Below are 12,036 nucleotides of genomic sequence, written 5' to 3'. Positions count from 1 at the left end.
TTGAATAATGGAGGAGTATTTATGAATAAATATCGAAATACCATAATTATGTCAGGTCTGGGCATAATTCTATTTATTTCTTTTTGTGTTATAATAAATATTTTTAATAAAAATCAAGAGTTAGGAAAAACTGTTCAAGCTCAAGCGACAACAATTGAAGAATTAAAGAATGGAGCAGAGCGTCGTTTGGCTGAAATAAAATCTTTGTTTGAGCGTAAACAATATAAGGAATTATATTCAGCAGCAGATGAACTTTCGAAACAACACCCTGGAAGTAAAGAAGCAAATGAAGCACAAGGCTATGTAACTCAATCTAAAAACGAAGAAGCTGCACAATTAGCTAAGCAACAAGAAGAAGATCAAAGGGAAAAAGAATTAGCACAACGTTCTAATCAAGAGAAAGCTCGTTCAATTATCAGAGTTTCAAAAGTATACACAGATAATCCTAACAGTGCTGGTGGTGTTGATCTCAATATTGTATGGCAAAATACATCCAGTAAAACAGTGAAATATTGTTATTTTACCGTTGTACCATATAATTCGGTGAATGATGCTGTTTCATGTACAATTAGGCGCGAATCGGAATTTACAGGAAAAGTAACTGGTCCTATTAATTCTGGTGAATGGAAAGGCGAGAACTATTCTTGGCAAAATGCTTGGTATAATAATACTATTGTGAGAGCTGAGTTGAGAAAAATCAAGATTGAATATACTGATGGAACAACAGAACAACTTTCTGGTGATCAGATTAAATATGTTAAATTTTAATTATCTCATAAATTTTTGTGATAAAATAAAACTGTTATAGCGATCTGTTTTAATTAGAATGGAGCTAATAAAATGGATAACGAACAACAAGAGAAATACATTAGATACAGGGAGGATCGTAACTCATATGAGGTGCAGCTAAGACCAAAAGTTGATGGTAAGACAATATCAATTGTACGCACAGCAAAGACCATGGAAAAGGCTAAAGAAATTAGAGATGACTTAATGGATCTATACAAGATGGACAAGTCATTACTCTTAGCTGTGGCAAGCAAAGGAAATAAAAGAGAGCCTAAAGTAGATCCTAATAAGCCTATAAATCTTAAAGAGAATATTCTGAAGTGGTACAAGTTTGCAAAAAGGGTGGCTATAGAGGATTCAACAATAGAGTCTTATGACACAATGCTATTTGTTCATGTTATTCCAATTCTGGGCACATTAGATGTCAAAAAGATAGATAGTGAAACAATGCAGATATTTTTTAGTTCGATATTAAAAAATGGGAACAAACATGCACACAAAAAAGGTAATGAGCTAAGTCTCAAATATGTAAAAAAGATTAAAACTTTTGTAAAAAGCTATTTTAGCTACTTAGTGTCTCATAAGACTATCTCTGAGAACCCATGCGATAACGTCAAGTTACCAAGGCAGCCTAAGGTTGAGCGACCGTTTTTCAAAGAGAATGACAAACGTACATTCATGAAGTACCTCAAAAGACATAACTATAATAAATATTTTTTGTTCAAGATATACTTTGAAACTGGGTGTAGACGTGGAGAGATCCTAGGAATCCCTTGGAAGCATGTTGACTTTAATAAGGGTGGCGCTTTTATTAAGCCAACTGTGATTAAGGACATCAAGAACTTCAAAGGAAAATTAAAGGAAACTCCTAAGACTGACGCATCAATTCGATGGGTATGGTTCAGCGATAGTACTATGTTTGGATTAAGGATGATGTATGAGTCACAGAAGAGAACTGAGTCAGACTTTAGTGGAGACACACTTGTGTTTCATAAGAAGGATGGTAGTTGCTATACACCAGGGAGTATCTCTCAATCTTTTAAGCGTTATGTGAGGATACTTGGCTTGGACGATAAGCTGACATTGCACTCAACCAGGCATACTATGGCAAAGATATTACTAAAGGAAAGAGTCCCATTGCCTACAATACAACGCATAGGTGGGTGGGGGAATGCGACTACACTATTAAACACTTATGGACATAGTGAGTCTGAGGAAGATATTGAGTTCATGCAGTATCTTTCTATATGATTTCTCCTAATAAATGGTTGTGGGCAAATTGAAATCTTGTGGGCAAATAACAATGATTATCCGTTGCATTGTATAATTCTTACATAATACACCTAAGATTTCACAAGAACGCCCGGCAATGGATGATATTTTTGCAGAGATAAATGAATAGCTTGACATTTTATATTAAATATGTTAGTCTTAACGCGTAAAACAACAGAACAGCAGTCTTTGGGGCAAGGTGAAAAAGAGAAATTCTTTTAATTCCTTACCGGCGGTATAGCCCGCGAGCCGTTAGGCAGATCTGGTTAAATTCCAGAGCCGACAGTATAGTCTGGATGAAAAAAGACGTAGCTTGTAGAAATATTTTTATTGCTATAGGTGGTTAGTCTAATAATAAAAAGACTGTTAAAAAGTATTAGCTTTTTGATAGTCTTTTTTATTTTTTATAAATTAAGTAGGAGGAATGTAGATGCATGAAACCTATATGGAGCAAGCTTTGAATATTGCGCGATATGCGTTGGGAAGAACAGCCCCTAATCCGATGGTAGGTGCAGTGATTGTTCGAGATGGCAGAATTGTTGGGCAAGGCTGGCATAGGAAGGCGGGCACACCTCATGCGGAAATACATGCTTTGCGTCAAGCTGGAGAGCTGGCAAGAGGCGCAACGATTTATGTAACGTTAGAACCTTGTTCTCATTTTGGGAGAACGCCACCATGTAGTCAGGCAATTATTGATGCTGGTATTAAAAGGGTGGTTATTGCGATGATAGATCCCAATCCTCTTGTTGCAGGTTCGGGTATACGAATGCTAAGGGCGGCTGGAATCGAAGTTATAGAAGGGATTTTAACGGAGCAGGCATTAATGCTAAATGAGGTATTTATAAAGTGGATAACTACAAAAATGCCTTTTGTAGTCCTAAAAGCAGCGATGTCTTTGGATGGAAAAATTGCAACTGTTTCAGGAAAATCAAAGTGGATTACAAATGATATGTCACGAAAATTGGTACACGAGATGCGCGATATTTATGATGGTATTTTAGTGGGAATCGGTACAGTTTTAGCTGATAATCCTAGTTTAACCACAAGACTAGAAGAAGGTGGGAAGAACCCCATTCGAATTGTAGTAGACAGCATGGCACGAATACCATTAGATGCTAAAATACTTGATAAGTCAGTGACAACAATTATAGCAGTTACAAATCTAGCACCTGAAGATAAAGTTGTAGCATTAAAAGAAATTGGTGCCGAGGTTTTAATTGTAGAATCAAAGGATGGTCGGGTGGATTTAAAAAAGTTATTTTCAATATTAGGAGAAAAAAATATATGTAGTATCTTTGTTGAGGGTGGAGCAACAATCAATGAAATGTTATTGAAAGAAAAATTAGTGGACAAAATACATATGTTTATTGCACCAAAAATAATTGGTGGTAAAACAGCGCCTACACCGATTGGTGGAGATGGAGTTAAGGAATTGAGTGATGCCCATAGGTTAAGAGATATCACGACAAAAGTTATTGATAATGATATTTTAATAACGGCCTATATAGTTAAGGAGATTTGATATGTTTACTGGAATTATAGAGGAAATGGGAAAAGTGAAAAACGTCATCCACGGCATTGATTCAGCTAAAATACGTGTAGAAGCAAAGAAAGTTTTAGAAGATATTCAGTTAGGTGACAGTATCGCTGTAAATGGAACTTGTTTAACTGTTGTTGAATTTACTACTCGAGAATTTGTTGCTGATGTTATGCCGGAAACACTAAATCGTACAGTTCTTGCTGCCTTAAAATCTGGTGACTTTGTAAATTTAGAACGGGCTTTAACTCTCAGTAGTCGATTAGGTGGACATATCGTCAGTGGGCATGTTGATGGTATGGGAAAAATTCTAGCGATGGAACAGCATGGAAATGCAATTCTTATTAAGATTGAAGTGCATGAAACCTTAGCCAAGTATACAATAGAAAAAGGGTCTATTACGATTGATGGAATTAGTTTAACTGTGGTAGAAACTGCAAATACTTGGTTTAGCGTATCTATCATTCCTCATACCGCAAGTGTGACGACATTGGGAATTAAAAAAAGTGGTGACTCCGTAAATATTGAAAACGATGTGATAGGAAAATATGTAGAAAGATTATTAGGCCTTCAAAAAAGCTCGGCTACAGAGGCGAAAAAAAATAAAATATCCATTGACTTTCTTAAAGAAAATGGTTTTTAAAGGAGTTTTTCAGATGAATTTTAAATTTAATACAATTGAGGAAGCTATAGAAGATATTAAACAAGGAAAAATGATTGTTGCTGTTGATGATGATGATCGTGAAAATGAGGGGGATTTAATCATTGCAGCTGATAAAGTAACACCGGAAGCAATTAATTTTATGGCGACTTACGGACGTGGTCTAATTTGCATGCCTGTTTATGGTAAGCGCTTAGATGATTTAGGAATTAGTCCTATGGTCACCAATAATACAGATGCGCATGGAACTGCTTTTACAGTATCTATTGATGCTTATGATACAGATACAGGGATTTCTGCTTTTGAAAGAGCACATACAGTGAAAACAATTTTAGATAAAAATGCAAAACCAAGCAGTTTTCGGCGTCCTGGACATATTTTTCCTTTACGTTCTGCTGAAGGTGGCGTTTTAAAAAGAACCGGGCATACAGAAGCAGCTGTAGACATCGCTACGTTGGCTGGATTGACGCCAGCTGGTGTAATATGTGAAATTATGAATGACGATGGTACAATGGCGAGAGTCCCTGATTTAATGAATTTTGTAAAAAAACATAATTTGAAGATTATTACAATTGCGGATTTGATTAAATATCGTAAACGTAGTGAAACATTTATCGTTCGGTGTGCAGAAACAAATTTGCCAAGTAAATTTGGACAATTTAAGATGTTTGCCTATGAAAATAAATTGGATGACAAATGTCATCTTGCTATAATCAAAGGGGAGGTCAAAGGGAAAGAAAATGTTTTGGTGCGCGTGCATTCCGAATGTTTAACTGGAGATGCTTTGGGGTCATTGCGTTGTGATTGCGGAGATCAGTTGGCAGCAGCATTGAATCGTATTGAGACTGAGGGAGAGGGTGTTCTTCTTTATATGCGGCAAGAAGGGCGGGGCATTGGTCTTGCGAATAAACTTCGGGCCTATGAATTGCAAGATAAAGGAAAAGATACCGTTGAAGCCAATGTTTCTTTAGGATTTGCACCTGATTTACGTGAGTATGGGATTGGGGCGCAAATTTTGTCTGAATTGGGAATAACTAGTATTCGACTATTAACGAATAATCCATCAAAGCGAGCAGGGCTTGAAGGATATGGACTGAAAATTGTCGAAAGAGTTCCTTTAGAAGTAAAAGCCAATAAATTTAATAAAGAATATTTATCAGTTAAAAAAATAAAAATGGGTCATATTTTAAAACAAGCATAGGAGGCTATATAAAATGGCAAATGTAATTGAAGGTAAATTAATCGCAGAAAATTTGAGGATCGGTATAGTTGTTGCGAGATTTAATGAATTTATTACAAGTAAATTATTAAGTGGGGCATTAGATGCTCTTATAAGACATGGGGTCAATGAAAATGATATCGATGTTGCATGGGTTCCGGGCGCTTATGAAATTCCAATGATTGCACAAAAGATGGCAAATGGAAACAAATATGATGCCGTTATTTGTTTAGGGGCAGTCATCCGGGGGGCGACTTCTCATTATGATTATGTGTGTAATGAAGTTGCTAAAGGTGTTGCGCATGTTGGAATGGCGAGTGGAATACCAACCATCTTTGGTGTTGTTACGACTGAAAATATTGAACAAGCAGTAGAACGTGCAGGGACAAAGGCTGGTAATAAAGGGTATGATAGTGCTATAGCTGCGATTGAAATGGCGAATTTATTGAAAAATTTATAATTGCTTTTAGTTTATAAATAAGAGACAGTGTGTTGATTAGGCGACATACTGTCTCAAAATTATAGATAGATAGATTAGAGGAGAATTTTATGCAGGATCATTTACTTAAGGCTACATCGAATGGAATTCGTGTATTTGCTGCAGTTACGACAAATCTAGTTGGAGAAGCGTGTAAACGCCATAATTGTTTTCCCGTTGCTGCGGCTGCATTGGGAAGGACGATGACGGGGGCAGTACTATTAGCAGCAAATTTAAAAACCAAAGAGTGTGTGACTTTAAAAATTGCTGGAGACGGAGTATTAGGTAAAATTGTTGCGGATGCAAATGCAGAAGGCTTTGTTCGTGGTTATGTTGATCATCCGCAGGTAAACTTACCACTAAATGCAGGAAAATTAGCAGTTGGTGAAGCTGTTGGTAAGGGACTAATTTCACTCACTCGTTTTACAGGGCTAAAAAATCCGTTTACTGGAAGTTCGGAACTTATAACGGGTGAAATTGCGGAAGATATTACAAACTATTTATGTGTCTCTGAGCAAACGCCGTCAAGTGTTGGTTTAGGGGTTTTGGTAAATCCGGAGCTTAAGATTCTAGCGGCTGGTGGATTTTTCATTCAAGCTTTGCCTGAGGTTGAAGATTCTGCTCTTGATGTGATTGAAAAAAATCTAAAATCATTAGAACCAGTATCGCAGATGATTTATGAAGGATTAGATGCAAAAGGCATAATCGCAGAAATTTTTAAGACATTGCCTGTTAATTATTTTGAGAACCAGGATCTTCAATTTAAATGTCAGTGTTCGAAAGAAAAAATTCAGGGAATTTTAATTAGCTTAGGTAGAGAAGAGTTAGTTTCTCTATATGATGATGGAGAAGCTGAGGTTAGCTGCCATTTTTGTGGAAATAAATATCAATTTGCGAAAGAAGAATTAGAGAGCCTACTAAACTTACTTTAAGATAAATATCGCATAAAAGCATAAAATAAAAGGACTGCTAGAGCAGTCCTTTTATTTTATGCTTTTATTTTAATTAGATTGCGCGTTGAACTTTACCGGAACGTAGGCAACGAGTACAAACGTTTACTCTTTTAACATCACCGTTAACTACAGCGCGAACGCGTTGGATATTTGGTTTCCAAGTACGTTTAGTTTTAAGATGAGAATGACTTACATTAAAACCGCTAGCTTCACCTTTTGCACAAATTTCACAAACATTTGCCATTTATTCCACCTCCTTTAACGAAGGACAAGATATCCTCATACGTAATATGAATATTTTATCATAAAGATACCATACATTGCAATGATTTTTTAGTTTTGCTAATACAGTTAAATGGGAATTAGTTTTGATAAGACAGCAGGAGATTTTTTGTGAATGTTGAAATGCTTTATAAATTTTATTATTTTTATATAGAGGTGAGGCTGTGGGTATCATTTTGACTGAAAAAGTCCAATTTTTAAAAGGGGTTGGCCCAGCAAAGAGTAAAGCATTGGCGAATTTAAATATATGTACAATTCATGATTTACTTACATATTATCCGCGACGGTATGAGGATAGAAGTGTAATAAAAAAAATTGCAACTGTAATAAATGGGAATTTAGAAACTATTTTTGGCACCATTGCTGCAATTAGGGAAGATAAAATACGTAGGGGATTAAATATTTTAAAAGTTACGGTCAAAGATGAAACTGGTTGGATTCAGTTAATTTGGTTTAATCAAATTTTTCTAAAAAAGCAGTTTAGTATAGGTAAAAAAATAATTGCAACTGGTAAAGTCGAATATAATTATGGATGCTTTGTGATGAATCATGCTGAGTATGAATTTATAGAGGACAATGAAATGCAATCTAGAAATGATATTATCCCTATTTATGCAGCCAATGAAATGATTACACAAAAATTTTTGCGTAAATTGGTTGATGGTATACTCAAAAATTTATTGTGCCTAGAGGAACTAATACCAGAAACTATAGTAAAAGAATACCAGTTAATAAGCAGAATCGAGGCAATCAAAAATATCCATTTTCCTAAAAACAACGAAATACTTTGTAAAGCAAGATATAGGTTGATATTTGAAGAGTTATATTTGATACAATGCGGACTTGCAATGATAAAAATTAAAAATAGAAAACATAATGTAGGAATAAAGCATTTGTTGAATAGTAAATTAAGTAAAGCTGTTTATGATAGTTTACCTTTTGAGCTTACAAAAGATCAAAAACGAGTTTTAAAGGAAATTACTTTAGATATGGAACAAAGCATTTCGATGCAACGATTATTGCAAGGCGATGTTGGATCTGGAAAAACAATTGTTGCAATGTTAGCTTTAGTGAAAACTGTTGAAAATGGTTACCAAGGAGCTTTTATGGTGCCAACAGAAATTTTAGCTCAGCAGCACTATAAAAGCTTAACAAATACATTAAGTCCGTTTGGAATTCGTATAGCGTTATTAAGTGGGAATTTGAGTAAAAAAAATCGAGATAAACTATTAAAAGAAATAAACGCAGGAGAAATGCAGATTGTTATTGGTACGCATGCTTTGATTCAAGAAGACGTACAGTTTAAAAATGTAGGCCTCGTTATTACAGACGAGCAACATCGATTTGGAGTTAGGCAAAGACTCTTACTACAGGAAAAAGGAAATTCTCCTGATGTATTGGTCATGACAGCGACTCCTATACCGAGAACTATGACGCTTACCGTATATGGTGATCTTGATATTTCGATCATTAAAGAATTGCCACCAGGACGCAAACCAATTAGAACGTTTGTACGTGAACCTAATAAACGTCCACAGATTTATCAATTTGTTTTAAATGAAATCAAAAAAGGTAGGCAGGCTTACGTTGTATGTCCATTAATTGATGAATCTGAAAATATTGAAACGCAGTCTGCTATGGGATTATTTGAAGAATTAAAAACAGGCATATTTAAAGAGTGTGCCTGTGGTTTAATTCATGGAAAATTAGGAAAAAAAGATAAAGAACAGGTTATGACTGACTTTTATGAAGGTAGAATAAAAATTTTAGTATCCACTACTGTTATTGAAGTAGGGATCAATGTTCCGAATGCAAATGTTATGGTTATTGAAGGGGCAGACCGGTTTGGCTTGGCACAATTACATCAATTGAGAGGCAGGATTGGGAGAGGCGAATATCAATCATATTGTGTTTTACTCACAAAAAGTAAGACACAAAAAACCAAGGAACGATTAATGGTTATGGAACAAACGTATGATGGATTTCTTTTGGCGGAAGAAGATTTAAAAATTCGTGGTCCTGGACAATTTTTTGGAACTCGACAACATGGACTACCTGATTTAAAAATAGCGAATATTATTTCTGATTTAGATATATTATTATTAGCACGAAAAGCTGCTTTGCATACAATGGAGGATAGTTCTTTGTTAAAAGAAATCGGGCGCATTTTATTATTGCAGTATCATGAACATTTTAAAGATATTATAAATAATTAAATAAAAAGAGGCGACATATGTCGCCAGATATGGGAGAGGAGAAAATTTACAATCCTAGTATGATCATTAAAATGATAGTTTATACTATTTTTAAAAATAATTATTTTATTCGATGTATTTTATATTAGTTTCGATTCATAATAGTATTACAAGTTCCAAATAAGTCTGCCCTTTAGAAGGGATTTATATATTTATGGTGAATGATATTATAAATATATAAATAAGGAGGCAGATTATATGCCAATTGTACAAATTGATATGCTCGAAGGAAGAACTGTTGAACAAAGAAGAGAATTAGTAAAAAGAGTTACTGAAGCAATTTCAGAAACTGCAAATTGTCCTCAAAGTGCTGTTTCAATTATTATTAGAGAGATGACTCCAACACATTTAGGCCAAGGTGGAAAGTTGAGAGCTGACAGTTAAATTTTATTGACATGTCAGGAACCATTGGTATAAAATGAACATAAATTAAATAAAAGTCCTGTTAATAAAATGGAGTAGAGGTGCGATCAATAAGAGTACTTTAGGGAGTTTGGTAGCGATGAACGAAAAGGAAAGGATTGTTCGCCGAAGCATTTGCAATTGCCGTAATTGCAAATGCTGGTTTAATATTTAATAAGTATTAGACTGTCATCAAAACTTTCGGTTTTTGGTGGAGTGCTATCTCATCTGGAATAAAATATTTTATTTTATCCTAATGGTTTGTATTGTTATAACCGCTGATGAGAAAATCACTCATCAGCTTTTTTATTTAGTTAATAAATTTTAGAGGGGGTGTAAATTTTGGTTAAGGTGATTGTAAGTGGTGCTTGTGGTAAGATGGGAAGATCTGTTTTAAGTGCAGTCTATCATGATCAAGATTTAGAACTTGTTGGTGCTGTAGATATACATAGTGGAAATGATATTGGAGAATTAATTGGAATTGAAAAAACAGGAATTGTTGTTGAAAGTAATTTACAAGAGTTAATAAATAATACGAAGCCAGATGTTATGGTCGATTTTACAAAGCCCTCTGTTGTTATGCAGAATGCGAGAATTGCATTGAAAAATGGTGTTTATCCTGTAATCGGTACAACTGGATTATCAGATGATGATAAATTTGAAATTGATGCGCTTTGTAAAACACATCAGGTAGGTGCGTTTATAGCACCAAATTTTGCAATTGGTGCAGTGCTGATGATAAAAATGTCAAGAGAAGTGGCAAAATATTTACCGAACGTTGAAATTATCGAACTTCATCATGATCAAAAATTAGATGCTCCATCAGGCACTGCATTGCACACGGCGGAAGCGATTTGTGAAGTACGTGAAAGCATGCCGCAGGGACATCCTGATGAAGTGGAGAAGATTAATGGAGCCAGAGGCGGTGAGTATGATGGGATTCGTATTCATAGTGTAAGATTGCCAGGATATGTAGCGCATCAAGAAGTAATTTTCGGAGGTCTTGGGCAAACTTTAACGATTCGTCATGATTCTATTAATAGAGACTCTTTTATGCCAGGGGTAGTACTTGCATGTAAAAAAGTTATCCACTTAAATAAACTAGTTTGTGGGTTAGAGAATATACTAGATTAAAACCATAAGGAGAGACTTTTAGATGAATAAATATAATGTAGCAATTTTAGGTGCGACTGGAGCAGTCGGGCAGGAATTCTTAACTTTAATTGAAGAACGCAACTTTCCTTTTGCGAATCTTAAATTACTTGCTTCTAAACGGTCTGCAGGAAGAAAAATTCAATTTATGGGAAAAGAATATGTGGTAGAGGAAGCGACTGAAGAATCTTTCAAAGATGTTCAGATTGCTTTATTTGCGGGAGGGTCAGCAAGTAAAACTTTTGCGCCGGCAGCTGTTAAAGCAGGTGCTGTAGTGATTGATAACTCTAGTGCATTTCGCATGGATTCAGAAGTTCCGCTTGTCGTTCCAGAGGTAAATCCTGAGGCTATTCATATGCATAAAGGCATAATTGCAAATCCGAATTGTTCTACAATCATTATGGCAATGGCATTAAAACCAATTTATGATAAAGCTAAAATAAAAAGAGTTGTTGTTTCTACTTATCAGGCGGTTTCTGGCGGGGGAAAAGAAGCCATTGAAGAATTGGAAAATCAGGTCAAGGCTGTCGTTGAAAATAAGCCAGTTATAGCGAATATTTTGCCAGGTGCAAGTTTACCTAAGCATTATCAAATTGCATTTAACTTAATTCCGCAAATTGATGTATTTAAGGATAATTTATATACTAAAGAAGAAATGAAAATGATTGATGAAACTCATAAAATTATGAATGATGCTACAATGGGAATTACGGCAACAACGATTCGAGTTCCTGTATATCGTAGTCATGCAGAATCTATTAATCTTGAATTAGAAAGCGAATTGGGGGTTGAGGAAGCTAAAAAGGCTTTATCTAATTTCCCTGGGGTCGTTGTTCAAGATCAACCAGATGAGATGGAATACCCAATGCCTCTTTATACGTCTAATAAAAATGAAGTATTTGTTGGTAGAATTAGAAAAGATTATTCTATTAAGAATGGATTAAATTTGTGGGTTGTTGGTGATCAAATTCGTAAAGGTGCAGCGTTAAATGCACTTCAAATTGCGGAGTATATGATTGAACATAACATGTTTTGA

General features: G+C 35.1%; 12 protein-coding genes and 2 riboswitches. Of the genes, 11 read left to right on the top strand and 1 reads right to left on the bottom strand.

Translation table 11 applies throughout. The annotated features are described in order from the left end of the window. The first annotated feature begins 21 nt into the window (after window positions 1-21). From BN6559_RS00820 to hslO, 7 genes are all read left to right on the top strand, one after another. Complete coding sequence (locus tag BN6559_RS00820) at window positions 22-768, top strand: hypothetical protein (RefSeq protein WP_110952976.1); 747 nt, start codon at window positions 22-24, stop codon at window positions 766-768. A gap of 72 nt (window positions 769-840) precedes the next feature. Then, window positions 841-2,040 (top strand): tyrosine-type recombinase/integrase, encoded by a 1,200-nt coding sequence (locus BN6559_RS00815; protein ID WP_110952975.1) that lies wholly within the window; start codon window positions 841-843, stop codon window positions 2,038-2,040. A 202-nt stretch (window positions 2,041-2,242) separates the two neighbouring features. Next, window positions 2,243-2,373: riboswitch (FMN riboswitch) on the top strand. 118 nt (window positions 2,374-2,491) lie between these two features. Next, entirely contained in the window at window positions 2,492-3,583 is a 1,092-nt protein-coding gene (gene ribD / locus BN6559_RS00810) for a bifunctional diaminohydroxyphosphoribosylaminopyrimidine deaminase/5-amino-6-(5-phosphoribosylamino)uracil reductase RibD (protein WP_110952974.1), read from the top strand. A 1-nt stretch (window position 3,584) separates the two neighbouring features. Beyond that, complete coding sequence (locus tag BN6559_RS00805; protein ID WP_110952973.1) at window positions 3,585-4,241, top strand: riboflavin synthase; 657 nt, start codon at window positions 3,585-3,587, stop codon at window positions 4,239-4,241. A 13-nt stretch (window positions 4,242-4,254) separates the two neighbouring features. Then, window positions 4,255-5,460 (top strand): bifunctional 3,4-dihydroxy-2-butanone-4-phosphate synthase/GTP cyclohydrolase II, encoded by a 1,206-nt coding sequence (locus tag BN6559_RS00800; protein WP_110952972.1) that lies wholly within the window; start codon window positions 4,255-4,257, stop codon window positions 5,458-5,460. Between the two features lie 13 nt (window positions 5,461-5,473). Next, window positions 5,474-5,938, top strand: a complete 465-nt coding sequence (gene ribH / locus BN6559_RS00795) for a 6,7-dimethyl-8-ribityllumazine synthase (protein WP_110952971.1) — start codon at window positions 5,474-5,476, stop codon at window positions 5,936-5,938. A gap of 89 nt (window positions 5,939-6,027) precedes the next feature. Further along, window positions 6,028-6,888 carry an Hsp33 family molecular chaperone HslO gene (gene hslO / locus BN6559_RS00790; RefSeq protein ID WP_110952970.1) on the top strand — a complete coding sequence of 287 codons (861 nt, stop codon included), beginning with the start codon at window positions 6,028-6,030 and terminating at the stop codon, window positions 6,886-6,888. Window positions 6,889-6,961: 73 nt separating this feature from the next. Here the strand turns inward: hslO and rpmB are convergent, their stop codons facing one another. Beyond that, window positions 6,962-7,153: a 50S ribosomal protein L28 gene (gene rpmB / locus BN6559_RS00785; RefSeq protein ID WP_110952969.1), complete on the bottom strand. Its 192-nt coding sequence runs from the start codon at window positions 7,151-7,153 to the stop codon at window positions 6,962-6,964. Between the two features lie 208 nt (window positions 7,154-7,361). Here rpmB and recG point away from each other — a divergent pair, with 208 nt between their 5' ends. From recG to BN6559_RS00765, 4 genes are all read left to right on the top strand, one after another. Further along, window positions 7,362-9,407 carry an ATP-dependent DNA helicase RecG gene (gene recG / locus BN6559_RS00780; RefSeq protein ID WP_456060940.1) on the top strand — a complete coding sequence of 682 codons (2,046 nt, stop codon included), beginning with the start codon at window positions 7,362-7,364 and terminating at the stop codon, window positions 9,405-9,407. A 216-nt stretch (window positions 9,408-9,623) separates the two neighbouring features. Then, window positions 9,624-9,830, top strand: coding sequence for a 2-hydroxymuconate tautomerase (locus tag BN6559_RS00775; RefSeq protein ID WP_324609426.1), 207 nt, complete (start codon window positions 9,624-9,626; stop codon window positions 9,828-9,830). A 67-nt stretch (window positions 9,831-9,897) separates the two neighbouring features. After that, a riboswitch (Lysine riboswitch) is annotated at window positions 9,898-10,078 on the top strand. A gap of 112 nt (window positions 10,079-10,190) precedes the next feature. Continuing rightward, window positions 10,191-10,982: a 4-hydroxy-tetrahydrodipicolinate reductase gene (gene dapB, locus BN6559_RS00770; protein WP_110952966.1), complete on the top strand. Its 792-nt coding sequence runs from the start codon at window positions 10,191-10,193 to the stop codon at window positions 10,980-10,982. 22 nt (window positions 10,983-11,004) lie between these two features. Next, window positions 11,005-12,036 (top strand): aspartate-semialdehyde dehydrogenase, encoded by a 1,032-nt coding sequence (locus BN6559_RS00765; protein ID WP_110952965.1) that lies wholly within the window; start codon window positions 11,005-11,007, stop codon window positions 12,034-12,036.

Origin of the sequence: Massilibacillus massiliensis, from assembly GCF_900086705.1 — a bacterium.
Taxonomy (GTDB): domain Bacteria; phylum Bacillota; class Negativicutes; order FLKF01; family FLKF01; genus Massilibacillus; species Massilibacillus massiliensis.
The sequence above is the reverse complement of the archived record's forward strand: the minus strand, read 5'-3'. Positions and strand labels throughout refer to the sequence as shown.

What these genes read in the sequence shown, in the direction of transcription:
- rpmB (WP_110952969.1), bottom strand. Translation starts at nt 7,153, where the DNA reads ATGGCAAATGTTTGTGAAATTTGTGCAAAAGGTGAAGCTAGCGGTTTT.
- BN6559_RS00805 (WP_110952973.1), top strand. Translation starts at nt 3,585, where the DNA reads ATGTTTACTGGAATTATAGAGGAAATGGGAAAAGTGAAAAACGTCATC.
- BN6559_RS00765 (WP_110952965.1), top strand. Translation starts at nt 11,005, where the DNA reads ATGAATAAATATAATGTAGCAATTTTAGGTGCGACTGGAGCAGTCGGG.
- hslO (WP_110952970.1), top strand. Translation starts at nt 6,028, where the DNA reads ATGCAGGATCATTTACTTAAGGCTACATCGAATGGAATTCGTGTATTT.
- ribD (WP_110952974.1), top strand. Translation starts at nt 2,492, where the DNA reads ATGCATGAAACCTATATGGAGCAAGCTTTGAATATTGCGCGATATGCG.
- BN6559_RS00820 (WP_110952976.1), top strand. Translation starts at nt 22, where the DNA reads ATGAATAAATATCGAAATACCATAATTATGTCAGGTCTGGGCATAATT.
- BN6559_RS00800 (WP_110952972.1), top strand. Translation starts at nt 4,255, where the DNA reads ATGAATTTTAAATTTAATACAATTGAGGAAGCTATAGAAGATATTAAA.
- BN6559_RS00815 (WP_110952975.1), top strand. Translation starts at nt 841, where the DNA reads ATGGATAACGAACAACAAGAGAAATACATTAGATACAGGGAGGATCGT.
- ribH (WP_110952971.1), top strand. Translation starts at nt 5,474, where the DNA reads ATGGCAAATGTAATTGAAGGTAAATTAATCGCAGAAAATTTGAGGATC.